This is a genomic window from Actinomycetospora sp. 2LY8.5 (genome assembly GCF_057180585.1).
In genome coordinates this window covers 267,894-291,882 of sequence record NZ_JBXUHE010000004.1, presented here as the reverse complement: position 1 = coordinate 291,882, position 23,989 = coordinate 267,894, and the positions used below count along the sequence as shown (strand labels likewise).

Annotated in this window: 20 protein-coding genes and 1 pseudogene; 11 read left to right on the top strand and 10 right to left on the bottom strand. The window is 74.3% G+C overall.

Annotation, left to right across the window (positions count from 1 at the left end; genetic code table 11):
• Positions 1-106: 106 nt before the first annotated feature.
• On the top strand, positions 107-4,687 hold the full coding sequence (gltB, locus tag AC2A1K_RS07760; protein WP_483895730.1) for a glutamate synthase large subunit: 4,581 nt from the start codon (positions 107-109) through the stop codon (positions 4,685-4,687).
• Positions 4,680-6,203 carry a glutamate synthase subunit beta gene (locus AC2A1K_RS07755; protein WP_483895729.1) on the top strand — a complete coding sequence of 508 codons (1,524 nt, stop codon included), beginning with the start codon at positions 4,680-4,682 and terminating at the stop codon, positions 6,201-6,203. Before gltB ends, AC2A1K_RS07755 begins: the two co-directional genes overlap by 8 nt.
• A gap of 50 nt (positions 6,204-6,253) precedes the next feature.
• On the opposite strand, the gene AC2A1K_RS07750 is transcribed toward AC2A1K_RS07755, so the two are convergent.
• Complete coding sequence (locus tag AC2A1K_RS07750) at positions 6,254-6,634, bottom strand: nuclear transport factor 2 family protein (protein ID WP_483895728.1); 381 nt, start codon at positions 6,632-6,634, stop codon at positions 6,254-6,256.
• Positions 6,635-6,643: 9 nt separating this feature from the next.
• Positions 6,644-7,633: a helix-turn-helix transcriptional regulator gene (locus tag AC2A1K_RS07745; RefSeq protein WP_483895727.1), complete on the bottom strand. Its 990-nt coding sequence runs from the start codon at positions 7,631-7,633 to the stop codon at positions 6,644-6,646.
• Between the two features lie 61 nt (positions 7,634-7,694).
• Here AC2A1K_RS07745 and AC2A1K_RS07740 point away from each other — a divergent pair.
• A pseudogene (locus AC2A1K_RS07740) lies at positions 7,695-8,063 on the top strand (SDR family NAD(P)-dependent oxidoreductase); the annotation flags it as partial.
• Between the two features lie 127 nt (positions 8,064-8,190).
• Positions 8,191-8,451 carry an SDR family oxidoreductase gene (locus AC2A1K_RS07735; protein WP_483895726.1) on the top strand — a complete coding sequence of 87 codons (261 nt, stop codon included), beginning with the start codon at positions 8,191-8,193 and terminating at the stop codon, positions 8,449-8,451.
• A gap of 74 nt (positions 8,452-8,525) precedes the next feature.
• On the opposite strand, the gene AC2A1K_RS07730 is transcribed toward AC2A1K_RS07735, so the two are convergent.
• Positions 8,526-9,338: a peptidylprolyl isomerase gene (locus AC2A1K_RS07730; RefSeq protein WP_483895725.1), complete on the bottom strand. Its 813-nt coding sequence runs from the start codon at positions 9,336-9,338 to the stop codon at positions 8,526-8,528.
• A gap of 93 nt (positions 9,339-9,431) precedes the next feature.
• Here AC2A1K_RS07730 and AC2A1K_RS07725 point away from each other — a divergent pair, with 93 nt between their 5' ends.
• Together AC2A1K_RS07725 and hisS are read left to right on the top strand one after the other, a co-directional pair.
• Complete coding sequence (locus AC2A1K_RS07725) at positions 9,432-10,124, top strand: MBL fold metallo-hydrolase (RefSeq protein WP_483895867.1); 693 nt, start codon at positions 9,432-9,434, stop codon at positions 10,122-10,124.
• Positions 10,121-11,395, top strand: a complete 1,275-nt coding sequence (gene hisS / locus AC2A1K_RS07720; RefSeq protein ID WP_483895724.1) for a histidine--tRNA ligase — start codon at positions 10,121-10,123, stop codon at positions 11,393-11,395. The genes AC2A1K_RS07725 and hisS overlap by 4 nt, the downstream gene beginning before the upstream one ends.
• A 6-nt stretch (positions 11,396-11,401) precedes the next feature.
• On the opposite strand, the gene AC2A1K_RS07715 is transcribed toward hisS, so the two are convergent.
• The 4 genes from AC2A1K_RS07715 to AC2A1K_RS07700 are packed head-to-tail and all read right to left on the bottom strand — an operon-like array spanning position 11,402 to position 15,787.
• Entirely contained in the window at positions 11,402-12,265 is an 864-nt protein-coding gene (locus AC2A1K_RS07715) for an amidohydrolase family protein (RefSeq protein WP_483895723.1), read from the bottom strand.
• Positions 12,262-13,101, bottom strand: a complete 840-nt coding sequence (locus AC2A1K_RS07710; RefSeq protein WP_483895722.1) for a 3-hydroxyacyl-CoA dehydrogenase NAD-binding domain-containing protein — start codon at positions 13,099-13,101, stop codon at positions 12,262-12,264. Before AC2A1K_RS07710 ends, AC2A1K_RS07715 begins: the two co-directional genes overlap by 4 nt.
• A complete protein-coding gene (locus AC2A1K_RS07705; protein WP_483895721.1) occupies positions 13,098-15,002 on the bottom strand; it encodes an acetoacetate--CoA ligase in 1,905 nt (634 codons plus the stop codon). The genes AC2A1K_RS07710 and AC2A1K_RS07705 overlap by 4 nt, the downstream gene beginning before the upstream one ends.
• Positions 15,002-15,787, bottom strand: a complete 786-nt coding sequence (locus tag AC2A1K_RS07700) for a crotonase/enoyl-CoA hydratase family protein (RefSeq protein WP_483895720.1) — start codon at positions 15,785-15,787, stop codon at positions 15,002-15,004. Before AC2A1K_RS07700 ends, AC2A1K_RS07705 begins: the two co-directional genes overlap by 1 nt.
• A gap of 126 nt (positions 15,788-15,913) precedes the next feature.
• Here AC2A1K_RS07700 and AC2A1K_RS07695 point away from each other — a divergent pair, with 126 nt between their 5' ends.
• The 4 genes from AC2A1K_RS07695 to eutC all read left to right on the top strand — a co-directional run bounded on the left by AC2A1K_RS07695 (position 15,914) and on the right by eutC (position 20,005).
• Positions 15,914-16,357: a MarR family winged helix-turn-helix transcriptional regulator gene (locus AC2A1K_RS07695; protein ID WP_483895719.1), complete on the top strand. Its 444-nt coding sequence runs from the start codon at positions 15,914-15,916 to the stop codon at positions 16,355-16,357.
• A 96-nt stretch (positions 16,358-16,453) separates the two neighbouring features.
• Positions 16,454-17,881, top strand: coding sequence for an ethanolamine permease (gene eat, locus AC2A1K_RS07690; RefSeq protein ID WP_483895718.1), 1,428 nt, complete (start codon positions 16,454-16,456; stop codon positions 17,879-17,881).
• Positions 17,878-19,266 carry an ethanolamine ammonia-lyase subunit EutB gene (locus AC2A1K_RS07685; protein ID WP_483895717.1) on the top strand — a complete coding sequence of 463 codons (1,389 nt, stop codon included), beginning with the start codon at positions 17,878-17,880 and terminating at the stop codon, positions 19,264-19,266. Before eat ends, AC2A1K_RS07685 begins: the two co-directional genes overlap by 4 nt.
• 10 nt (positions 19,267-19,276) lie before the next feature.
• Positions 19,277-20,005, top strand: a complete 729-nt coding sequence (eutC, locus tag AC2A1K_RS07680) for an ethanolamine ammonia-lyase subunit EutC (RefSeq protein ID WP_483895716.1) — start codon at positions 19,277-19,279, stop codon at positions 20,003-20,005.
• A gap of 40 nt (positions 20,006-20,045) precedes the next feature.
• Here the strand turns inward: eutC and AC2A1K_RS07675 are convergent, their stop codons facing one another.
• Positions 20,046-21,269 (bottom strand): hypothetical protein, encoded by a 1,224-nt coding sequence (locus AC2A1K_RS07675; protein ID WP_483895715.1) that lies wholly within the window; start codon positions 21,267-21,269, stop codon positions 20,046-20,048.
• Positions 21,266-22,759: a YibE/F family protein gene (locus tag AC2A1K_RS07670; protein WP_483895714.1), complete on the bottom strand. Its 1,494-nt coding sequence runs from the start codon at positions 22,757-22,759 to the stop codon at positions 21,266-21,268. Before AC2A1K_RS07670 ends, AC2A1K_RS07675 begins: the two co-directional genes overlap by 4 nt.
• 55 nt (positions 22,760-22,814) lie before the next feature.
• Here AC2A1K_RS07670 and AC2A1K_RS07665 point away from each other — a divergent pair, with 55 nt between their 5' ends.
• Positions 22,815-23,060, top strand: a complete 246-nt coding sequence (locus AC2A1K_RS07665) for a hypothetical protein (RefSeq protein ID WP_483895713.1) — start codon at positions 22,815-22,817, stop codon at positions 23,058-23,060.
• A gap of 73 nt (positions 23,061-23,133) precedes the next feature.
• On the opposite strand, the gene AC2A1K_RS07660 is transcribed toward AC2A1K_RS07665, so the two are convergent.
• Positions 23,134-23,949 carry an acyl-CoA dehydrogenase family protein gene (locus AC2A1K_RS07660; protein WP_483895712.1) on the bottom strand — a complete coding sequence of 272 codons (816 nt, stop codon included), beginning with the start codon at positions 23,947-23,949 and terminating at the stop codon, positions 23,134-23,136.
• Positions 23,950-23,989: the final 40 nt, after the last annotated feature.

Here is a 23,989-nt window from a genome sequence, read left to right as displayed (position 1 = left end):
CGCACCGCCCAGGCCGGCGCGCGGGAACGCCGACCGCCGCACCCATCCAGGGCCACTGTCGTCCCCGGGTCCTCCCAGCACCCGCGCGACGACGAGGAGGCGCCGGATGTCCGCACCCAGCGCACGCCAGGGGCTCTACGACCCCGCCTACGAGCACGACGCGTGCGGCGTCGGCGCGGTCGCGCACACCCGCGGGGAGCGCAGCCACGCCATCGTTCGCGACGCACTGGCCGTGCTGCACAACCTGGACCACCGGGGCGCCGCCGGCAGCGAACCGACCAGCGGCGACGGCGCCGGGATCCTGCTGCAGGTGCCCGACGCTCTGCTGCGCGCCACCGTCGACTTCGAGCTCCCCGAGCCCCAGCCCTCGCCCGACGGCGGCGCGCCCGTGCTCGCCTACGCGACCGGGCTCGCGTTCCTGCCCGCCGACCCGGACGACCGGCTCAAGGCGGTGTCGCTGCTCGAGCGGATCGCCGCCGAGGAGGGGCTGGACGTCCTCGGCTGGCGCGACGTCCCCGTCGACCCGGACGGCGCCGACGTCGGCTCCGTGGCCCGCGGCGCCATGCCGCACTTCGCCCAGCTGGTCGTCGCGGTGCCCGATCGCTCGGTGGCCGGGATCGCGCTCGACCGCCTCGCGTGGATCCTGCGCAAGCGCGTCGAGCGCCAGTCGGCCGAGGAGAGCTGCGGGGTCTACATCGCCTCCCTGTCCAGCCGCACCATGACCTACAAGGGCATGCTGACCACCGACCAGCTGCCCCTGTTCTTCGGCGACCTGCGGGACGAACGCCTAGTCAGCGCCATCGCGATCGTGCACAGCCGCTTCTCCACCAACACGTTCCCGAGCTGGCCGCTGGCGCATCCGTACCGCTGCATGGCGCACAACGGCGAGATCAACACGGTGCGGGGCAACCGCAACCGGATGCGCGCCCGCGAGGCACTGCTCGCCACCGACCTGTTCCCCGGCGACCTCCAGCGCGCGATGCCGGTGTGTCCCGAGGACGTGTCGGACTCGGCGAGCTTCGACGAGGTGCTCGAGCTGCTCGCGCTCGGCGGCCGCCCGCTGCCGCACGCGGTCATGATGATGATGCCGGAGGCGTGGGAGAACCACGCCGAGATGCCCGCCGACCAGCGCGACTTCTACCGGTTCCACGCGAGCCTCATGGAGCCGTGGGACGGCCCGGCGTGCGTCACGTTCACCGACGGCACGCTGATGGGCGCGACGCTCGACCGCAACGGGCTACGGCCCGCCCGCTGGTGGCACCTCGACGACGACCGCGTCGTGCTGGCCAGCGAGTCCGGGGTGCTCGACGTGGAACCGTCGCGCGTGCTGGCCAAGGGCCGCCTGCGCCCGGGGCGCATGTTCCTCGTGGACACGCGGGCCGGGGAGATCATCGACGACGACGCCTACAAGAGTGCGCTGGCCGCCGAGCACTCCTACGGCGAGTGGCTGCACGCCGGGCTCGTGCATCTCGACGAGCTGCGGCCCCGCGAGCACGTGGTCCACACGCATGCGTCGGTCGTGCGGCGCCAGCTGACCTTCGGCTACACCGAGGAGGACCTGCGCATCCTGCTCGCGCCGATGGCGACGACGGGCGCCGAGCCGCTCGGGTCGATGGGCACCGACACGCCCACCGCGGCGCTCTCGGCGCGCTCGCGGCTGCTCTACGACTACTTCGTCCAGCTGTTCGCGCAGGTCACCAACCCGCCGCTCGACGCCATCCGCGAGGAGCTGGTGACGTCGATGGCGCGCGCCATCGGCCCCGAGCAGAACCTGTTCCACCCCGGGCCCGCGTCCTGCCGCCAGGTCGTGGTGCCGAACCCGGTGATCGACAACGACGAGCTGGCCAAGCTCATCGGCATCAACGACGACGGCGACATGCCGGGCTTCGCCGCCACCGTGATCTCCGGGCTCTACGAGGTCGACGGCGGCGAGGGGGCGCTGGCCGACGCCCTGGACCGCGTGCGCCGGGAGGCCTCCTCGGCGATCGCGTCCGGCCGGCGGATCCTCGTGCTCTCCGACCGGGACTCCGACGCACAGTGGGCCCCGATCCCGGCGCTGCTGCTGGTCTCCGCGGTGCACCACCACCTCGTCGCCACCCGGGAGCGCACCCAGGCCGCGCTCGTCGTCGAGTGTGGCGACGCTCGCGAGGTCCACCACATCGCCCTGCTGCTGGGCTACGGCGCGGCCGCGGTGAACCCCTACCTGGCGTTCGAGTCCCTCGAGGACATGATCAACAGTGGGTGGCTCGCGGACGTCACCTACACCGACGCCGTCGAGAGGTACAGCAAGGCGCTGGTCAAGGGCGTCCGCAAGGTGATGTCGAAGATGGGCATCTCGACGGTGTCCGGCTACACGGCCGCGCAGGTCTTCGAGGCCGTCGGGCTCTCGCAGGACTTCGTCGACGAGTTCTTCTCGGGCACGTCGTCGAAGCTCGGCGGGGGCGGGCTCGACGTCGTCGCCCGGGAGACCGCGGAGCGCCACCGGCAGGCGTACCCCGAGAACCCGGGCGAGCGGGCCCACCGCGCGCTCGACGTCGGCGGCGAGTACGCCTACCGCCGCGAGGGCGAGCTGCACCTGTTCAGCCCGGAGACGGTGTTCCTGCTGCAGCACTCCACGCGGACCGGGCAGTTCGACGTGTTCCGCCGCTACACCGCCGAGGTCGACCGGCTGGTGTCGCAGGGCGGCGCGCTGCGCGGGATGTTCCGGTTCCGCACCGAGGACCGCACCCCGGTCCCGCTCGAGGAGGTCGAGCCGGCCACCGAGATCGTCAAGCGCTTCGCCACCGGCGCCATGTCCTACGGGTCGATCTCCGCCGAGGCGCACACCGACCTCGCGATCGCGATGAACAACATCGGCGGCAAGTCGAACACCGGCGAGGGCGGCGAGGACCCGGTCCGCCTCCACGACCCGGCGAAGCGCTCGGCGGTCAAGCAGGTCGCCTCGGGGCGCTTCGGGGTGACCAGCGAGTACCTGGTCAACGCCGACGACATCCAGATCAAGATGGCGCAGGGCGCCAAGCCGGGGGAGGGCGGTCAGCTCGCCGGACAGAAGGTGTACCCGTGGATCGCCGAGGTCCGGCACTCGACGCCCGGCGTCGGCCTGATCTCGCCGCCGCCGCACCACGACATCTACTCGATCGAGGACCTCAAACAGCTCATCCACGACCTCAAGAACGCGAACGAGCACGCGCGCATCCACGTCAAGCTCGTCTCGTCGGTCGGGGTCGGGACGGTGGCGGCGGGCGTCGCGAAGGCGCACTCCGACGTCGTGCTGATCTCCGGCTGGGACGGCGGCACGGGCGCGGCGCCGCTGACGTCGCTCAAGCACGCGGGCAGCCCGTGGGAGGTCGGGCTGGCCGACACCCAGCAGACCCTCATGCTCAACGGGCTGCGCGACCGGATCACCGTGCAAGTCGACGGCCAGATGAAGACCGGTCGCGACGTCATCGTCGGCGCACTGCTCGGCGCCGAGGAGTTCGGCTTCTCGACCGCCCCACTGGTGGTCAACGGCTGCATCATGATGCGGGTCTGCCACCTCGACACCTGTCCGGTGGGCGTCGCGACCCAGAACCCGGAGCTGCGCAAGCGCTACACGGGCCGCCCGGAGTTCGTCGAGAACTTCTTCTGGTTCGTCGCCGAGGAGGTCCGCGAGCACCTCGCGGAGCTGGGCTTCCGCACCCTGGAGGAGGCGATCGGGCACGCCGAGCTGATCGACGCCGCCGAGGCCGTCGACAACTGGAAGGCGCGGGGGATCGACCTCACGCCGCTGTTCACGGTGCCGGAGGTCCCCCTGGGCGCGTCCACCGACCGCATCCGGACCAAGCCCCAGGACCACGGCCTGGACCGGGCCCTGGACCGCACGCTGCTGCAGCTGGCCGAGGGGTCGCTCGCCGACGCCACCCCGGTGCGCCTCGAGATGCCGGTGCGCAACGTCAACCGCACCGTCGGCACGCTCACCGGTGCCGAGATCACCCGCCGCTACGGCGACGCCGGGCTGCCCGACGACACGATCCACGTCGAGTTCACCGGCTCGGCGGGCCAGTCGTTCGGCGCGTTCCTGCCGCCGGGCATGACGCTCGACCTCGTCGGCGACGCCAACGACTACCTCGCCAAGGGGCTCTCCGGCGGGCGCGTCATCGTGCGCCCGCACCCGGACGCGCCGTTCCTCGGAGGTCACGAGCAGCACGTCATCGCCGGCAACGTCATCGCCTACGGCGCCACCGGCGGCGAGGTGTTCCTGCGCGGCCAGGTCGGCGAGCGCTTCTGCGTGCGGAACTCGGGCGCGCTCGCGGTGGTCGAGGGCACCGGTGACCACGCGTGCGAGTACATGACCGGTGGCCGGGTCGTCGTGCTCGGGACCACCGGGCGCAACCTCGGGGCGGGCATGTCGGGCGGCGTCGCCTACGTGCTCGACCTGCCCGAGGTGCGGGTGAACCCCGAGATGGTCTCGCTGCGCGCGGTCGACGACGAGGACGCCGACTGGCTGCACGGCGTGGTCGAGCGCCACCGCGAACTGACCGGCTCGCCGCGCGCGGCGGAGCTGCTCGCCGGCTGGGACGACGCGGTCCGACGGTTCGTCAAGGTCATGCCCGACGACTACCAGCGAGTGATCGACGCGACCCAGCGCGCCCAGGCCGAGGGACGCGACCCCAACGAGGTGATCATGGAGGTGGCGGCCGGTGGCTGACCCGCGCGGTTTCCTCAAGTACGCCCGCGAGGACAACCCCAAACGTCCCGTCGAGGAGCGCCGCACCGACTGGCACGAGCTCTACGCGCCGCTCACCGGCCCCTCGGTGCGGGAGGGCACGCAGGTCCAGGCGGCGCGGTGCATGGACTGCGGCATCCCGTTCTGCCACTCCGGCAGCGCGGGCTGCCCGCTGGGCAACCTCATCCCGGAGTGGAACGACTTCGTCCGCCGCGGGGAGTGGGACCGGGCGAGCGAGCGCCTGCACGCGACCAACAACTTCCCGGAGTTCACCGGCGCGCTGTGCCCGGCGCCGTGCGAGGCGGCGTGCGTCCTGTCGATCACCAGCCAGCCGGGCCCGGTCGCGATCAAGCGGGTGGAGTGGTCGATCGCCGAGAACGGCTGGGCCGACGGCCTGGTGTCCCCGCAGATGCCGAGCAACCGGACCGGCCGGCGGGTGGCCGTCGTCGGCTCGGGGCCTGCGGGGCTCGCCGCGGCCCAGCAGCTCACGCGCGCCGGGCACGACGTCACCGTGTTCGAGCGCGACGACCGCCTGGGTGGGCTGCTGCGCTACGGCATCCCCGAGTTCAAGTTCGAGAAGTGGGAGATCGACCGGCGCCTCGAGCAGATGCGCGCCGAGGGCACGCGGTTCGTCGTGAACTGTGAGGTCGGGGGTCCCTCACCCCACGGCATGCCCGTCGAGCGGCTGCGGGCCGAGCACGACGCGGTGGTGCTCGCCGTCGGGGCGCTCGCCGGCCGTGACGACCGCACGATCGAGGGCCGCGACCTCGACGGCGTCCACCTCGCCATGGACTACCTGGTGCCCGCCAACCGCGAGTGCGAGGGCGACGGACCCTCGCCGATCACCGCCCGCGGCGGCAACGTCGTGATCATCGGCGGCGGCGACACCGGCGCCGACTGCTACGGCACCGCGACCCGGCAGGGCGCGCTCGCCGTGCACCAGCTCGACCAGTACCCGCCGCCCCCGCGCACGCGCGAGGAGTCGACCTCGCCGTGGCCGACCTGGCCCTACGTCCTCCGCACCCCGCCCGCGCTCGAGGAGGGCGGCGAGCGCCTGTTCGCCACCGCCGTGCGCCGCTTCGTCGGCGACGACCGGGGTCACGTACGCGCGGTCGAGCTCTCGTCGGTCGAGGTCCGCCGCGACGCCGACGGGCGCCGCGAGGTCGTGCCGACCAGCGAGGAGGTGCACGAGATGCCCGCGGACCTCGTGCTGTTCTCCATCGGGTTCACCGGCCCCGACGACCGGGCGCTGCTCCCGGCGCTCGGGATCGAGCGGACCCCGCAGGGCGCGATCGGCTGCGGGTCGGACTGGCAGACCGACGCGCCGGGCGTGTTCGTGTGCGGCGACGCCCACCGCGGCGCGTCGCTGATCGTCTGGGCGATCGCCGAGGGCCGCTCGGCCGCCGCCGCGGTCGACCGCTACCTCGACCCCCACGGCGCCACGGACCTCCCCGCGCCCCTGCACCCCGGCGCACTGCCCCTCTCGCCGGCGGGGTGATGTCAGCGGCGTGGCGTCGCAGACGTTGAGTGTCCGTATCGGTACTTCGATCACTCCGTGACCGGGGTAATGTGGGTCAGCGTGCAGCGCCAGCGTCCGTCGCGGCGCACGAAGACGTCGGTCGTCCACTCGTCGGCATCGATGTCCTCGCCGCCGAACTGCGCGGTCGAGAGCACGCGCACGCTGAGGTAGGCGACGTCGCCGTGTACGCGCACCCGCCGCTCGCCGACCCCCTCCATGCGCGTGTGGCCGAGCGCGCCGGAGCGCACGAAGGCCAGGAAGTCGTCGCGGGACGTGATGCCCGTCCACGAGACGATGGCCCAGTCGTCGTCCATGAACGCGGCCATCCGGTCGGCGTCGTCGGAGACGATCGCCGTGCCCCAGTCGTCGAGGAGCGCGATCAGCTCCTTCTCGGTCATCTCGTCGGTCATGCCCGCACGCTATGCCGACACGACCCCTGATGACTTGGACGAATCGGAGGCGGCCGCGTACCGCGCCGCGAGGTCCCGCGCGGCCCCGTGGAGCTCCGGGGCGGTGTCGGGGTCGATCGTGAGGTCCAGGTCGAGGGCGCCGAGGTACACCGCGAGCAGGGCCGCGGTCTGCGCGCCGGCGTCGAGCCAGCAGGTGTCGTCGGTCCGGGGCTCCACGCCCCAGCTCCCGATCGGGACCCGCGCGGCCACCGTCGCCGCGTCGGCGTGCACGACGACCCGCGCGCGGTACCGCCACAACGCCCGCATGCGCCCCCGGACGACCAGCCGCTCCCAGCCGCCCTCGGGCGCCTCGCGCGGGGCGAAGCGGGGCCCGGTCGGGACGCGCGGGCTGATCCGGTCGAGGCGGAAGCTGCGCCAGCCATCGCGATCGAGGTCGTGGGCGACGAGGTACCAGCGCCCGCTGACGCGGACCAGCCGGTGGGGCTCGACGCGCCGCTCGCTCGCCGCGCCGACCCGGTCGCGATAGGCGAACCGCAGCGTCGCGTGCTCCCGGCAGGCCCGCGCGACGGCCGCGAAGGTGTCCGTGGGGACGGGGTCGCGGGGAGCGTCCACGGTGTCGGCGACCGCCGAGAGCGTCGCGACCTGGTGGCGCAGGTGCGAGGGCAGGAGCCGGTCGAGCTTCGCGGTGGCGGCCGCCGTGGCGTCAGCGGCGTCGGCGAGCCCGGAGGCGCTGACGGTCCGCAGGGCCACCGCGATCGCGAGCGCCTCGTCCTCGCCGAAGCTCATGGGCGGGAGCGTCGCGCCGGGACGCAGCGCGTACCCGCCGCCGGTCCCGGTCACCGCGTCCACGTCGTACCCGAGGCCCCGGAGCCGCTGCACGTCGGCGCGGACGGTGCGGGTGCTGACGGCGAGCTGGTCGGCGAGGTCGGACCCGCTCCAGCGCGGTCGGCTCTGGAGCAGGGTCAGCAGGCGCAGCAGCCGGGACGCGGTGTCGAGCACACCCCCAGGATGGCCCCGTTGCGGAACGATCCGTTCCGCAACGCCCGGCAGCGTGGCCGCCATGAACCCTCTCGAAGGTCTCGGCGCCCTGGTGACCGGCGGTTCCCGCGGGATCGGGGCGGCCGTCGCCCGCCGCCTGGCCCGCGACGGCGCCGCGGTCGCGCTGACCTACCGCGAACGCCGGGACGCCGCCGCCGACGTCGTGACGTCCATCCACGACGAGGGCGGGACCGCCCGCGCGTTCCGGCTCGACGTCGCCGATCCCGACCAGTTCGCGCCGGTCCTCGAGGCGGCACAGGCGTTCTTCGCCGACACGGGAGCCCGCGGGCTCGGCGTCCTCGTGGCGGGCGCCGGCGTCGCCGAGCACCAGCCGCTGGCCGAGGTCACCGTCGAGACCTGGGACCGCGTCATGGCGGTCAACGCCCGCGGGGTGCTGCTCTCCGCGCAACACGCGGCCGCCCGGATGCTCGACGGCGGCCGCATCGTGGCCCCTCTCGACCGTCGGGACCGCCTGGCCGAGCCCCGGGGAGACGGTCTACGCCGCCAGCAAGGCGGCGGTGGAGCAGATCGTCCGCGTCACCTCCCGCGAGCTCGGCGGCCGCGGCATCACCGTGAACGCCGTGTCCGCGGGGCCGACCGACACCGACCTCCTGCGCGCCGGCGCCCCGCCCGAGGCCCTCGCGGGTGCCGCCGCCCTCACCGCGCTCGGCCGGATCGGCGAGCCCCACGACGTCGCGGACGTGGTGGGGCTGCTCTGCCGGCCCGAGGCGGGGTGGATCACCGGCGCCACCCTGCGCGCCGACGGCGGGCTCACCTGACGGCGAGCTCCCGGCTCACGGACGCCGCGACGGTGGCGCGCTCTCCTGTCAGGCCGATGCCGGTCCGCTGCCGGTCAGGGCGCGGACGGCGCCGCGACGACCGCGCGCTGGATCTGCACCGGGGTGCGCGGCGCGCCGCCGCCTGCCTGGTTGGAGCCGTCGTCGCCGCCCGCCGCGACGCGGTCGAGCACGCCGAGCCCGTCGCCGCCGATACGGCCGATGACCGAGTACTCGGGCGGCAGCGCCGAGTCGCCGTAGACGAGGAAGAACTGGCTGCCGGTGGAGCCCGGCTGCGAGCTCTTGGCCATCGCGATCAGGCCGCGGGCGTACGTCGAGGCCTGGCCCTCGGCGCCGGGGAACGGAGGCAGACCCTGCGGGGGCTCCTCGGCGTACTGGTAGCCGGGGCCGCCCGAGCCGGAGCCGGTCGGGTCGCCGCACTGCAGGATCTTCAGGCCCTCGCCGGTCGACAACCGCGGGCAGGGCGTGTCGTCGTAGAAGCCCTGCGAGGCGAGGCTGACCACGGCGTTCACGGCGCAGGGCGCCGACGCGCGGTCGAGCGTCATCGGGATCGCGCCCTGCGAGGTCTCCAGGGTCACGTCGACGGTGCCCGTCGTCGGCGGGTTCCCGTCGGGCGGGGTGTTCGGCTTGGAGGCCGGGTCCGACGGGTTGTACGTGCAGGTCGAGGGCGGCGCGGCCTGCGGCGCCGGCTCGTCGGATCCCGTCACGACGAAGTAGACGCCCGCGCCCACGGCGAGCACGGCGACGACCGCGACCACCGAGATCAGGGTCAGCCGCTGGCGGCGGCGCCGGGACCGCTCGGCCCGCCGCTCGATCTGGCGTTCCAGCTTGCGCTTGGCGGCCTTCCGGCGCTGCTCGTTCGTCGGCACGGCGGACATCGTGCCGAACCGCGCCGAGCGGTCCCCGTGAGGGTCTCGACTAGGGTGGGCCGGGCGAGGTCAACGCGCGAGGAGGACGAGAACGTGCTGGTCGAGGCCTTTCCGGCCGGGGTGTTCCAGACCAACTGCTACGTGGTCGCGCCCGGCCCCGGGGAGTCCGCCGTGGTGGTCGATCCGGGCCAGGACGCCGAGGAGGGGCTGCGCGAGGTGCTCGCGCGCCACCGGCTGACCCCGGTCGCGGTCCTGCTCACCCACGGGCACCTCGACCACATGTGGTCGGTGACGCCGGTGTGCGACGGCGACGACATCCCCGCCTACATCCACCCCGAGGACCGCGGGATGCTCGCCGACCCGCTCGGCTCGGTCGGGCCGATGGGCCAGCAGATCGCCGCGATGTACCCGGGCCTGGAGTTCCGCGAGCCGCGCTCGGTCGAGGTCCTCGCCGACGGCGCCGAGCTCGAGCTGGCCGGCCTGCGCCTCACCGTCGACCACACGCCCGGGCACACCCGCGGCTCGGTCGTGTTCCGGTCGGCCACCGAGGAGAACCAGCCGTTCCTGCTGGCCGGCGACACGCTCTTCCAGGGCGGCATCGGGCGCACCGACCTGCCCGGTGGCTCCACCGAGGAGATGATGGCCTCGCTCCGCGACAAGATCCTCTCCCTGTCCGACGACACCGCCGTCCTGCCCGGACACGGGCCGATGACCACCGTCGGCCAGGAGCGCACGTCCAACCCGTTCGTGCAGGGCCTCACGAGCGCGCCCGGGCGTCACCTGTGAGCGCGGCGGTCCCGCCCGGCGGCTTCGCCGCGCCCAAGGGCATCCCCGAGTACGTCGGGCCGGAGTTCACGACGGTCCGCGACACCCTGATCCGCGAGGCCGACCGCGCGGGCTACGCGCACATCGAGCTGCCGGTCTTCGAGGACACCGCGCTCTACGCCCGCGGCGTGGGCGAGTCGACCGACGTCGTCTCCAAGGAGATGTACTCGTTCGACGACCGCGGCGGGCGTTCGGTCACCCTGCGCCCCGAGGGCACGGCGGGTGTCGTGCGCTCGGTCATCGAGCACGGCCTCGACCGGGGTGGGCTGCCGGTCAAGCTGCGCTACCACGGCCCGTTCTTCCGCTACGAGCGCCCGCAGGCCGGCCGGTTCCGCCAGCTCCAGCAGGTCGGGGTCGAGGCGATCGGCGTCGACGACCCGGCCCTGGACGCCGAGGTCCTCGCCGTCGCCGACGCCGGCTTCCGCGCGCTGGGGCTGCGCGGCTACCGGCTGGAGATCACCAGCCTCGGCGACGCGACGACGCGGCCGCAGTACCGCGCGGAGCTGACCCGGTTCCTCGAGAAGCTCGACCTCGACGAGGCCACCCGCGAGCGCGCCCGCGTCAACCCGCTGCGGGTGCTCGACGACAAGCGTCCCGAGGTCCGCGCCCAGCTCGACGGCGCGCCGCTGATGGTCGACCACCTCTCCGACTCCGCGGCCGCGCACCACGCGGCGGTCAAGCGCTACCTCGACGACCTCGGCGTCGCCTACGTCGAGAACCCGTGGATGGTGCGCGGGCTCGACTACTACACGAAGACGACCTTCGAGTTCGTCCACGACGGCCTCGGCTCGCAGTCCGGCATCGGCGGCGGCGGGCGCTACGACGGGCTCATGGCCGAGCTCGGCGGGCAGCCGCTCTCCGGGGTGGGCTTCGGCCTGGGTGTCGACCGCGCCCTGCTGGCCTGCCGCGTCGAGGAGGCAGGCCACGACGCCGCCGGGCGCGTCGAGGTCTTCGGCGTCCCGCTGGGCGACGCGGCGAAGGAGCGTCTCGTCGGCATCATCGGTGCCCTGCGACGCGCGGGGATCCGTGCGGACCTCGCCTACGGCAACCGCGGGCTCAAGGGCGCGATGAAGGCCGCCGACCGCTCGGGGGCCCGCTTCGCGCTCGTGCTCGGGGAGCGCGACCTCGCGGCCGGGGAGATCCAGATCAAGGACCTCGCCGACGGCCGCCAGACCGCGATCGCGCTCGACGGCGCGGCCGCGGCGGTCGACCGGGCGCTTCACGACGGCTGAGACCGCTCAGGCCAGGCCGAGCACCCGGATCGCGTTGTCCCGGAGGATCCGCCGACGCACGTCGTCGGGGACGTCGAGGTCGGCGAAATCGCGTAGCCACCGGTCGGGGGTGATGACCGGGAAGTCCGAGCCGAACAGGACCTTGTCGCGCAGCCGGCGCGACGCCGCGCGGACGAGCTGGGGCGGGAAGTACTTCGGCGACCAGCCCGACAGGTCGATGTAGACGTTCGCCTTGTGCCCCGCGATCGAGATCGCCGCGTCCTGCCAGGGCACCGAGGGGTGCGCGAAGATCATCGTCAGGTCGGGGAAGTCGGCGGCGACGTCGTCGAGCAGCATCGGGTCGGAGTACCGCAGCTTCAGTCCCGCGCCCCCGGGCAGCTCCGCGCCGATGCCGGTCTGGCCGGTGTGGAACAGCGCCGGGACCCCGGCCTCGGCGATCGCCTCGTAGAGCGGGTAGAACGCACGGTCGTTGGGCTCGAAGCCCTGCAGCGTCGGGTGGAACTTGAACCCGCGGGCCCCGCGTTCGACCAGGCTGCGTGCCCGGGCGACCGCCGCGCGGCCCCCGTGCGGGTCGACCGAGCCGAACGGGATCAGCACGTCGGGGAACGCCGCGGCCCGGTCGACGATCTCCTCGCTCGACAGCGGAGGGTGCCCGGTCGCGGCCGCGGCGTCGACGGTGAAGACGACCGCGGCCATCGACCGCTCCCGGTAGTGCGCGGCGATCGCCTCGACGGTCGGCGTGCGGTCCTGGTCGCTGCGGAAGTACTGCGCCGAGGCGTCGAGCAGCTCGTCGGTCAGCGCGAAGCATCCGTGGGCGTCCTGCTCCACGTGCGTGTGCACGTCGATGGCGGTGAGGTCGTCGAGGTTCACCCAGCGGCCTTTCGTGCGTCGAGGACGGCCCGGATCACGGCGTCGCGGCGGGCGAGCAGGGCGTCGGGGTCGGCGTCCCCGACCTGGGCCACGAGCCGGTCGGCGAGCTCCGGGGTCATCGTCGGCGACCCGAGGTCGGCCCACAGCGCCTCGGTGCCGGGGTGCAGGTGCTCGAGGACGTGCGCGAGCCCGCCGGCTCCGCCCGAGAGGTGCTGACCGGTGATCGGGCCGATCGCGGCCCAGCGCAGGCCGGGACCCTCGGTGATCGCGGTGTCGACGTCGGCGACCGTGGCCACCCCGCGCCCGACCAGCGAGTAGGCCTCCCGCCACAGGGCGGCCTGCAGGCGGTTGGCGAGGTGGCCGGGAAGCTCGACGCGCAGGCGCAGCGGGGTGCGGCCCACCGAGCGGTAGAACGCCATCGCCGCCTCGACGGCCGCCTCCGAGGTCGCCTCGCCCGGCACGACCTCCACCAGGGGGACGAGGTGCGGCGGGTTGAACGGGTGCCCGACGAGCACGCGCTCGGGGTGCGCGGGCGCGCCGCGGGCGAGGTCGGTGGGCCGCAGCATCGAGGAGCTGCTGGCGATGACGACGTCGCGCCGCGCCGCTCTGTCGAGCACAGCCAGCAGCTCGTGTTTGACCTCGAGGCGCTCGGGCCCGTTCTCCTGCACGAAGTCCGCGTCCGCCACCGCCGCGGAGGGGTCGTCGGTGACCGTGACGCCGGGCGGGAGCGCGTCCTTCGGCGCCGGGTCCCAGGCGACGACGTCGTGGCCGTGGGCCGCGAACAACGTCGCCCAGCTGGTGCCGATCACCCCGGTCCCGATCACTGCGACCTTCACCGGGCGAGCTCCACGAACGCCTCCAGCGCCGTCGGGTCGACCAGCGAGTCCCGGGACGCGACCGTGTCGGGGTCGGCACCCAGCAGGATCCGCTTGGCCGGCACCTCGAGCTTCTTGCCCGTGCGGGTCCGGGGCACGGCGGCGATCCGGTGGATCCGGTCCGGCACGTGACGCGGCGAGAGGGCGGAGCGGAGCTCGGCGCGGATGCGTGCCTCGTCGACGTCGTGCCCGGCGGCCGCGACGACGAACAGGACCAGCTCGTCGGTGTCCTCGAGGTACACGACGAGGCTGTCGACGACCTCGGGCATCTCCTCGACGACGGCGTAGAACTCGGCGGTCCCGAGCCGCACGCCGCCGCGGTTGAGGGTGGCGTCGGAACGGCCGGAGACGACCACCGAGCCGCTGGGCGCGAACCGCACCCAGTCGCCGTGGCGCCAGACGCCGGGGTAGGTGTCGTAGTACGTGGCGCGCAGCCGGGTACCGGCGGCGTCGTCACCCCAGAAGAACAGCGGCATGGACGGCATCGGGGACCGGATCACGAGCTCGCCGCGCTCGCCGACGACCTCGCGGCCCGCCTCGTCGAACGCCGCCGTGTCGACGGCGAGCTCACGTCCGGAGATCTCGCCCTCGACGACCTCCTGCCACGGCCCGCCCTGCAGGATGCCGGTGCAGACGTCGGTGCCCCCGCTGCCGACGAGCAGCAGCACCCTCGGGCCGAACTCGGCGGCGACCCACCGGTAGCCCTCGGGCGGCAGGGGGCTCCCGGCGACGCAGATCTGGCGCAGCGGCGCGAGGTCCTGGTCGGCCGCGGGGTGGACGCCCGCGGCACGGCAGGCCATGAGGAATCCGGGCGAGGCGCCGAAGTGCGTGGCGCGGGCGTCCGACGCGACGCGCCACTGCCAGCCGAGGTCGGGATGCAGCGGGTTGCCGTCGACGAGGATCAGCGCGGCGCCGTGCAGCAACCCGCTGACGAGCGCGTTCCACATCATCCAGGCGGTGGTGGTGAACCAGAGCATGCGGTCACCGGGCTGGACGTCCCAGGCGAGGCCGTGGTTCTTGAGGTGCTCGACGGTGATCCCGCCGTGCCCGTGCACGATCGCCTTCGGCGGGCCGGTGGTGCCCGAGGAGAAGAGCACGACCAGCGGGTGGTCGAAGGGGACCGGGTCGTAGGCGGGCGCGGCGGGGGTGCCGACGAGCTCGGACCACGGCAGCGCACCGGGGAGGGCGTCCGACACGTCGCCCGGGCCGTAGGGGATGGCCACGACGTGGCGCAGGGTCGGCAGCGCCGCGCGCACGGCCGCGACCTCGTCGCTGCGGTCGACCGGCTTGTCGCCGTAGACGTAGCCGCCGACGGCGAGCAGGACCGTCGGCTCGATCTGGGCGAAGCGGTCGACGACGCTGCGCGCGCCGAACTCCGGTGCGCACGACGCCCACACCGCGCCCAGGCTGGCCGCGGCGAGGTGGGCGATCACGGTCTCGGGGATGTTCGGGGCGTACGCGACGACCCTGTCGCCGCGGCGCACGCCCAGGCGCAGCAGGCCCGCCCGTGCGCGGGCCACGGCGTCCCGGAGCTCCTCGCGACTCCACTCCTGGGGCGCGCGGGTCTGGGAGTAGGCGAGGATCGCCGTCCCGCTCGTGGCGGCCTCGACGGCGGACTCGGCGTAGTTGAGCGTGGCGCCCGGGAACCACACCGCGCCGGGCATGACGCGCTCGGAGAGGACCGTGCGCGGGGTGTCGTGGAACGGCACCGCGTAGAACGCCGCGACCGCCGACCAGAACCCGTCGAGGTCGGTGACCGACCAGCGCTGCAGGGCGTCGTAGTCGTCGAAGGTCAGGCCGCGCTCGCGTCCGAGCCACGCCACGAAGCGCGCGATGACGGTGCCCGCGGGGGGAGCAGCCATCAGCGGACCTTCCCGGCGCGCCCGTCGAGGAACGCGCTCATCCGCTCCTGGGCCTCGGCGCTGCTCGACGAGATCGCCGCCATCAGGGCCTCCATGTAGAACCCGTCCTCGTCGCGGGCCGCGGCGATGCGGGGCAGCGCCTGCAGGACCGCGAGGGTGCTGACCGGTGGGTTCTCGGCCATGCGGTGGGCGAGCTCGAGGGCCTTCGCGAACCCGCCGCCGGGCTCGGTGAGGTAGGTCGAGATGCCCAGCTCCAGGCCTTCGCGGGCGTCGAGGACACGGCCGGTGAGCATGAGGTCGGTCATGCGCGCCACGCCGATCAGCCGCGGCACGCGCACGGATCCGCCGCCGCCGACGAACAGGCCGTGCCGCGCCTCGGGCAGGGCGTAGAACGCGCTGGGCTCCGCGACGCGGACGTGGGTGGCGGCGGCGAGCTCCAGCCCGCCACCGACGACGGCGCCCTTGAGCACGCTCACCACCGGTAGACGGCCCCGCTCCATGCGCGTGAAGACCCGGTGCCAGAAGCGGGAGTGCTCGAGGCCCTCCACGGCATCGGTCCGGCCCAGCTCGGCGAGGTCCAGCCCGGCGCAGAAGTGGTCGCCGTCGGCGTCGAGGACGACCGCGCGCACGTCGGCGGGCGGGGCGGCGAAGAAGGCCTCGAGACCGAGCACCGTGGTGTCGTCGAGCGCGTTGCGCTTGGCCGGGCGGGCAAGGCGCAGCACCGCGACCGGTCCGTCCCGGTGCAGGGCCAGGGACCGCGGCAGGAGAGCCTGAGGCTCGGTCATCGGGCTCCTCGGCGACGCGGGACGATGGCGGCGCGTGACGTCGCGCTCATCGACCCTCGTTCGTTATCAGGAACCTTGAGACTAGGGGGTGACGGGCGCGGACGGTAGTGGACGAGGGAGACGACGGTGGCGGTACAGGAACAGGACCGGGCGGCGGAGGCGCCGTCGCTGCTCTACGCGGTGAAGCAGGTCGAGCTGGCGGTCCGCGCCCGCCTCGACGACCTCCTGCGCACCACCGGCATCACGGTGCCGCAGTGGACGGCGCTCACCGTCCTCGCGCGCCGCGAGGGGCAGACGGGCGCCGACCTGGCCCGCAACGCCTTCGTCAGCCCCCAGGCGATGGGCGACCTGCTCGCCGCCCTCGAACGCGGCCACTGGATCACCCGCACGCCGGACCCGTCCCACAAGCGTCGTGTGCTCATCGGGCTCTCCGACGCGGGCCGCGCGCTGCTCGAGGACGTGGCGCCGGGTGCGGCGGAGGTCGAGGAGCGCATGGTCACCGGCCTCGACCCCGACCAGCGCGCCGCCCTGCGCGCCCTGCTCAACCACTGCCGCACCAACCTGGTCTGAGCCCACGTCCCGTGGGCGATCGTCACCCCATCGTCACCCACGGACTTCACACGAGGCTCACGCTGTCCCCTCCGGAGCGAGTGGAAGGGGACGCGGATGGCGGAGCAGGTCGAATCCTCTCGCGGCGCGGGCAGCGAGTACCTCGCCGCCCGGCAGCTCAAGGCCGGCTCGGCGAGCTGGGTGCTGCTGGCCGGGCTGGGCGTCGCGTACGTGATCTCCGGCGACTACGCCGGCTGGCACTTCGGCCTCGCCCAGGGCGGCTGGGGCGGTCTCGCGGTCGCCGCCGTCCTCATGGCCGTGATGTACACGTGCATGGTGCTGGGCCTCGCCGAGATGTCCTCGGCGCTCCCGGCCGCCGGCGGCGGCTACACGTTCGCGCGGGTGGCCATGGGGCCGTGGGGCGGCTTCGCCACCGGCGCGGCGATCCTGCTCGAGTACGCGGTGGCCCCGGCCGCGATCGCCACGTTCATCGGCGGCTACGTCGAGTCGCTCGGCCTGTTCGGGATCACCGACGGCTGGTGGGTCTACCTCGTCTGCTACGTGGTCTTCGTCGGCATCCACCTGCTCGGCGTGGGCGAGGCGCTCAAGGCGTGCTTCGTCATCGCCGCGATCGCCGTGGTCGGGCTGATCCTCTTCGCCGCCGGCGGCCTCCTGTCGTTCGACGCCGCCAACCTCACCGACATCCCGGCCACCGACGCGGCCGGCGCGTCGCCGTTCCTGCCGTTCGGGGTGGTCGGGGTGTGGGCGAGCTTCCCGTTCGCGATCTGGTTCTTCCTCGCGGTCGAGGGCGTCCCGCTGGCCGCGGAGGAGGCGCGCGACCCGGTGCGGGCGGTGCCCCGCGGCATCATCGTCGCGATGGGCGTGCTCGTCGTCTCGGCGGCCGCCGTCCTGTTCCTCGCCCCCGGCGCCCAGGGCTCCCAGGCTCTCTCCGAGAGCGACAACCCGCTGGTCAGCGCCCTCGAGGTCGGGCTCGGCCCGTCGTGGCTCTCGACGACGGTCAACTACATCGGCCTGCTCGGCCTCGTCGCCAGCTTCTTCTCGATCATCTACGCCTACTCGCGCCAGACCTTCGCGCTCTCGCGGGCGGGCTACCTGCCCCGCGCGCTGTCGAAGACCAACGCCCGCAAGGCCCCGACCCTCGCGCTGATCGTGCCGGCGATCATCGGCTTCGTCCTCGCGACCACCGGCAACGGCGACATCCTGATCAACCTCGCCGTCTTCGGGGCGACGCTGTCCTACGTCCTGATGATGATCGCCCACCAGGTGCTGCGGACCCGCCACCCCGAGCTGGAGCGGCCGTACCGGACCCCGGGCGGGCGGATCACCACCGGCGTCGCGCTGGTGCTCGCGCTCGCCGCGGTGGTGGCGACGTTCCTCGTCGACGTCGTCGCCGCCCTGTGCGCGCTGGGGGCGTTCGCGGTACTCATGGCGTGGTTCGGGTTCTACTCGCGGCACCACCTCGTCGCCGCGGCGCCCGACGAGGAGTTCGCGGCGCTCGCGAAGGCGGAGGAGGAGCTCGAATGACGTGGTCCACGACGCTGGGTGGGCACTCGTACTCCTTCGCCGACCTGCGCGACCTGCTCGCCAAGGCCACCCCGCTGCGCTCCGGTGACGTGCTCGCCGGCGTGGCGGCGGAGTCGGCGGCCGAACGGGTGGCCGCCCAGACCGTGCTCGCCGACCTCCCGCTCGCGCACTTCCTCGACGAGGCCGTCGTGCCCTACGAGGACGACGACGTCACCCGGCTGATCATGGACTCGCACGACGCCGACGCCTTCGGCCCGGTGCGCTCGCTGACCGTCGGCGGCTTCCGCGACTGGTTGTTGTCGTGGGAGGCCGACACGGCGACCCTCTCGGCGCTCGCGCCCGGGCTGACCCCGGAGATGGTCGCCGCCGCGAGCAAGCTCATGCGCGTCGGCGACCTCGTCGCCGTCGCCCGCAAGACCAGCGTCGTCACCGCGCTGCGCACCACGATCGGCCTGGAGGGGCGGCTCGCGACGCGCCTGCAGCCCAACCACCCCACCGACGACGCCGTCGGCATCACCGCCTCGCTCGTCGACGGCCTGCTGCACGGCGCCGGCGACGCGGTGGTCGGCATCAACCCGGCCACCGACCGGCCCTCGACGGTGCTCGCGCTGCTCGAGCTCGTCGACGACGCCCGCCGGCGTCTCGACGCGCCCATCCAGTCGTGCGTGCTCACCCACGTGACGACGACGCTGGAGCTCCTGGAGCGGGGCGCGCCGGTGGACCTGGTGTTCCAGTCGGTCGCGGGGACCCAGGCCGCGAACCGGGGGTTCGGGGTGACGCTGGACCAGCTGGCCGCGGCGCGAGCGGGAGCCCTCGAGCTGCGCCGCGGCACCGTCGGGGACAACGTCACCTACTTCGAGACCGGCCAGGGTTCGGCGCTGTCGGCGGACGCCCACCGGGGTTCGAACGGCGGGGGCGTCGACGAGCAGACCCTCGAGGCCCGGGCCTACGCCGTGTGCCGGGCGTTCGATCCGCTGCTGGTCAACACGGTCGTCGGCTTCATCGGGCCGGAGTACCTCTACGACGGCAAGCAGATCCTGCGCGCTGGGCTCGAGGACCACCTGTGCGGCAAGCTGCTCGGCGTGCCCATGGGCGTCGACGTCTGCTACACGAACCACGCCGAGGCCGACGCCGACGACACCGACACGCTGCTGCTGACGCTCGGCGCCGCCGGGTGCGCGTTCGTGATCACGGTCCCGGGCGGCGACGACATCATGCTCAACTACCAGTCGCTGTCGTTCCAGGACGTGCTGCAGGTCCGCCAGACCCTCGGCCTGCGACCCGCTCCCGAGTTCGAGGCGTGGCTGGGGTCGGTGGGGCTGCTCGACGACGCCGGGCGCGTGCCGCAGCTGGTGCCGGAGCCGATCCGGGCGCTGATGGCATGAGGGGGATGGCATGACCGGTCCGGATCCGTGGGAGACCCTGCGCGGCGCGACCCGCGCGCGGGTCGGGCTGGGCCGCGCCGGCGACGGACTGTCGACCGCCGAGAACCTCCGCCTCGCCGCCGCCCACGCCCAGGCCCGCGACGCCGTCCACACGCCGCTGGACACCGGACGCGTCGTCGCGGCGCTGGGGTGGCGGGCCGGGCCGGTGGTGCGCTCGCAGGTCGCCGACCGCACCGAGTACCTGCAGCGTCCCGACCTCGGCCGGCGCCTCGCGCCCGATCACGGTCTGGAGGCCGGGGCGTTCGATCTGGCCGTGGTGGTGGCCGACGGCCTGTCGGCGACGGCGGTGCACGACCACGCGGCCGACCTGGTCGACGCCCTGCTGCCGCGCCTGGAGGGGTGGGCGGTGGCGCCGGTCGTGGTCGCCGAGCAGGCGCGGGTGGCCCTCGGCGACGAGATCGGCGTCGCGCTCGGGGCGCGGATCGTTCTCGTCCTCATCGGCGAGCGTCCCGGCATGTCGTCGCCGGACTCGCTCGGTGCCTACCTGACCTGGGAGCCCCGCGCCGGTCGCGTCGACTCCGAGCGCAACTGCGTCTCCAACATCCGCCCGCCCGACGGGCTGAGCTACGAGGCGGCGTCCGAGGTGCTGGCGGCCCTGCTCACGGAATCCTTCCGCCGGCAGCTCTCGGGCGTGGACCTCAAGGACACGGGCGCGGCCCTGCCGTCGGCGACGGGCTGAAGCGCACGACGTCCTCGCCGCGTACCGCTCGTCCGGGTGGTCAGCTCTCGCCCGGACGACCCCGTCGACCCGCCGGCAGCCGGTCGACCAGTCGCCCGAGCCGTTCGGTGGTGCCCTGCAGCGGCGCCAGGGCGTCGGCGAGGACCTTGATCTGCTCGTCGAGGTTGTCGATGCGCCCGGCGAGGGTGCGCAGGTCCGGGCTGACCTTCTGCAGCTCGCCGGCCGCGGTCGTCAGCGAGGTGTCGAGGGTGTCCAGGCGCGGCGGGACCTCGGGGAACGTCGAGTCGGCGTGACGGGCGAGGGTCTCGACGTGCTCGATGGCGCCGGTCAGCTTGCGCACCTCGTCGACCGCACCCGCCATCTGCTGCAGCGCCGGCGCGGCCGCGGCGAGGTGGTGGAGGTCCTCGACGGCGCCGGACAGCGCGGCGACGGCGGGCACGCCGTCGGCGACCCGCTCGACGGTGCCGGTCGCCCCCGCGAGCGTGTGCACGTCCCCGGTGGCCCCGGCGATGGTCCGGAGGTCGTCGACGGCGCTCGCGATCTCCTCGAGGTGCGGGGCCGCCTCGGCGATCTGCGACAGCGCAGGCGCCGCCTCCGCGATCCGCCCGATGACGGGGGCCGCCTCGCCCAGCTGCTGCAGGGCAGGCACGGCCTCGGCGAGGGCGGCGATGTCCCCGCGGGCCCCGCCGAGGCGCTGCAGCGCGGGCACCGCCTCGGTGAGCGCGCTGATCGCCGGCGCCGCGCCGGCGATGGCCTGGAGAGCGGGGACGGCGCCGGCGAGCGCCGCGATGTCGTCACGCGCCCGGCCGATCTCCTGCAGGGCGGGCACGGCCTCGCTCAGCGCGCGGATGTCGGGGGCGGCGCCCGCGATCGCCTCCAGCGCCGGTACCGCGCGGGCGAGGGCGTGCAGGTCGTCGACGGCGCCGGCGAGGCGGTCGAGCGCGTCGGTCGCGTAGGACAGGCGGGTGAGGTCGGGCGCGAGCTCGTCGAGGGTGTGCTGCAGGCCGGACGCCACGGGCAGCAGCTGCTCGAGCATCGACACGAGCCGGGGCACCGCCCGCAGGGCGTCGGTGACCAACGGGCTGAGGTCGGCGGTGGTGCGTGCGCCCTGAGTCGCGATGTCGGCGAGGCCGCGGACGATCGCGGGGCCGTTCAGCGTCAGCTCCACCGCCGTGCGGGTCGACGCGACGACGAGGGCGCGGGCGGTGTCGAGGACGCCGCTCGGGGCGCTCTCGACGGAGCGGGGGAGGGCGGGACGGCTCATGCGGGCTCACCCCGGGACTCGGTGCTGCTCGTGGTGCTGCGGACGGCGCGGACGACGACGGCGGCGAGGAACGTGGTGAGCGGGACCGACGCGACCAGCCCGATGCTGCCGACGAGGGTCCGCACGACCTCCTGCGCCACGTCCTCGGCGGTCAGCAGGTCGCCGAGACCCCGCCCCGCCAGCCCGAACAGCAGCAACAAGGGCAGCGCCGCCCCGGCGTAGGCGAGCACGAGGGTGTTCACCGCCGAGGCGACGTGGTCCCGACCGACGCGCATGGCGGCACCATAGAGGTCGGCGAGCCGCGCGGCCGGGTTCGCCCGGTGGAGCTCCCACACGGCGCTGGTCTGGGTGACCGTGACGTCGTCGAGCACGCCCAGCGCGCCGATGACCACGCCGGCGAGCAGCAGTCCGCGGACGTCGAGCCCGGCGCCGAGCACCCCGGCGAGCTCGGAGGACTCCTCGCCGAGCCCGGTGAGCCGGGTGGTCGCGGCGAAGAGCACCGCGAGCACCCCGATCAGCCCGAGGCTCGCGAGCGTGCCCAGTGCCGCGGTGGCCGTCCGCGCGGAGAGCCCGTGGGTCAGCGGGAGCACGATGCCGACGATCAGCCCGGAGGCGGTGAGCGCCACCGGCACCGGCGCGGAGCCCGTGGCCAGCGCGGGCAGCACGAACAGCGCGATCACCCCGAGGGTCGCCCCGAGCGCGACGAGCGCGGCGAGGCCCTGCCAGCGGCCCAGCAGCAGCACGGCGAGCGCGAAGGCGGCGCCGAGCACCAGCAGCGGCGGGCCGCGCTGGAAGTCGACGATCGTGTAGGTCAGGGGATCGGCGGGGTCGCCGCCCGCCCAGCCCAGCACCACGGGATCGCCGACGGCGAAGCGCGGCGAGCCGGGCGTCGCGGGCGCGAGGGTGACGATCGTGGAGCCCGCGGCCGGGCCCTCGTCGAGCCGCAGCGTGACGGCCACGCAGCCCTCGCCGGGGCCGGAGGACGGCAGGTTCGGGTCGGTGCAGTCGGACTCGCCGGCGGCCCGGGTCACCTCGGCGTCGACGGGTGTCTGCGAGCCGAGCCCCGGCGCGCCCTGCCCCGTCGCGGCCCGCCCGGCCACTTCGGCGTACTCGCCGGGCGAGGGCGCCAGCACCACGAGCCCGACGAGCACCGCGAGCGCGCACGGCACCAGGAGCGCCGCGAGCAGGATTCGGACCCGCCGCCCGGAGGGGCCGTCGAGGTCCCCGCCGCCGTGCCCGTGACCGTGCCCGGTCGGGGCGGGCGGGTCCGCCCGTCGGCGCCGACCCGACGACCTGGACGAGGCGCGGGGTGTGTCAGCCTGGCGGCCGAGCTGACGCCGAACGTCAGAATTCCCGCCCGCTCGCTCGGCCTTGCCCGGAGTGCGCGGGACCCGGATCGGCCCGGTCGGGGCGTCGTCGTCGCCCGCCGTCGCGGGGTCCGCGGCCGCCTCGGGACGCGCACGTCGCGTCGGCGGCCGGGAGGACGTCACCCGCTCATCATCGCCGGGACGATCCGGAAACGGACGCCGGGGGAGACCGACCGTCGTGGAACGACCGGATCCGGCCCCGGACGGCGTCGAGGCGGCCGGACGCGCCGACGCGCTCGCCCTCGGCGTCAGGTCGCTGCGCACCCAGGGCACGCTCGTGCAGGTCGGGCTCCTGGCGGCTGAACCGCCCGTGCCGGTGCCCGATGTGATCGCGCGGGAGCTGGCGCTGCTCGGCAGCCACGGCATGGCGGCGGCCGACTACCCGCCCCCGACACCGGGCGAGACCGGCGTCATCGAGCCGTGAGCCGGGGGATTTCCTGACGTTCAACGTGAGCGTGGCCCCTATCGGCGTGCTCGATCGGATCGCTGAAACACGCTCAGGCGCCGGGGGACGCGAGGCGGCCGCCGAGGCGCAGGACCGACTCCGGGGCCTTCTTCGCCAGGCGCAGGAAGGTCTCGCCGGCGCGGGCGCGGGCGAGCGAGCCGTGGCCGAAGGTCCGGCTCAGGCCGCCGTGGTCGCCGGGCAGGCGGCAGCCGGTGAACGACAGCTCCGTGGTGTGCGACGCGCGGTGCCCGAGCTTGCGCAGGCGCCGGACCTGCGACATCTCCGGCGTGTCCTTGCCGACGACGAACATCGCCTGGCCCTTCGTCCCCGGCGACGGGTCGACGACGGCGTTGACGATCGTCACGTCGGCGATCCCGCCGTTGCCGATCCAGATCTTCTCGCCGTCCAGCACCCAGCGCTCACCGTCGCGGCGGGCGCGGGTCTGCAGGTTGGCGACGTCGCTGCCGCCCTGCGGCTCGGACACGGCGAGCGCCGCGAGCTTGATGTCCCCGGGCTCGCCGAACATCTCGGGCGCCCAGCGCGCGACCTGTTCGGGCGTGCCCGCCTGGTTGAGCGCCGAGAGCGCCAGCGCGGGCAGGACGACCGTCAGACCGATCCCCGCGCAGCCCCAGAACATCTCCTCGAGGAACAGCGGCAGCGACAGCCCGGTGGGGTCCGCGATGAGGTCGGCGTAGAAGAGCGCATTGTAGAAGCCCTCCTGCGCGGCCCGGTCGACGATCTCCCAGGGGCACTCCTCGGCCGCGTCGTAGTGCGCCGCGGCCGGCCGGACGACGCCCTCGGCGAACGCGTGGACACGGCGCACCAGCTCGTGGTGCGCCGGGGTCAGCTCCAGCGTGAAGGAACTCATGACACTCGGTACCGCGTACCGCTGGTACCGAAACGGTCCG